Genomic DNA, 1,000 nt, shown 5'->3' on the forward strand with positions numbered 1-1,000 from the left:
GAACTGCACCTAGCACTACCACCATAGTACCTTGCAAGACTGCAGGCGCTTCAGCACCCATTTCAAAGCCATCAGCCAATGTACCAATAAATAAGAATAGAAGTAACCCAACGGTAAGAGCAAGAATAGCGTTAATCCATTTTCGTGAGAAACGTTTCATGAATGGATACCACAATAAACCTAATGTAATGGGTACGATACCAACATAAAACCCTATAAACCCGTAATTAAGAAAATTGCTCCAGCTTCTTTCTGGAGTGAGTGTCGCAGCTGCAATTTCACCTTCTGTAATAATTCCATTTTCAGTAATTATCTTAATTACATGTGGATCACCTTGCACCCAAGGGTAATTAATCGTAATTTTCCCTTCTTCAAATCGTTTTAATGTTTCTGATGGAGAGACACCAAAATTCCATATCGAATCATTCACTATTACTTGAGATATCGTTAGGGGCTCTGGCCCAGTATTACTGATTGATATTTCAAACCCACTGTATGTTGTGTTAATTCGTTCAATATTTAGTACTTCGATTGGGGCGGCAGGGTCTTTTTCAATACCAGCACCATTGATCATCACCCAAGAAACTACTGCCACAAGTAACAATAGGGGTACTAATCCCGATATTATCCATTTAACTTTCATCTATTAACCCTCCTTTACTCTACTTCGAAAAATCCCATCCAGCCTAACTCAGCGAACTCACTTACATGAGCATGAAACATATATTTCCCTTTATACGGAAAACGCACTTCCAGAATCCCTCGCTCACCCTGACATTGCATAATTGTATCTGTAAACTGTGAAGGGTTATCATTTCGACCTGTTGGATAATACGTAAAGTAATTAGCATGCAAGTGGAAAGAATTTAATAAGTCGAATTCAGTTAAATTACTTAAGTATATTCGGACAAGTTGATCTTTCTTGATTTTAATCGGATGGTTCATAAATGCATTCGCATATCCATTCACCGTATAAAATTCGTTTTCGCCGTCTAAATCC

Annotated in this window: 1 protein-coding gene and 1 pseudogene; both read right to left on the reverse strand. The window is 38.0% G+C overall.

The features are described from left to right. A pseudogene (locus tag AC1DSB_RS19865) lies at window positions 1-643 on the reverse strand (ZIP family metal transporter); the annotation flags it as partial. Between the two features lie 14 nt (window positions 644-657). After that, on the reverse strand, window positions 658-1,000 hold a 343-nt coding region (locus AC1DSB_RS19870), incomplete at its 5' end, for a multicopper oxidase domain-containing protein (RefSeq protein ID WP_477587492.1).

The organism is Paenisporosarcina sp. P4_E4_2 (assembly GCF_056401595.1).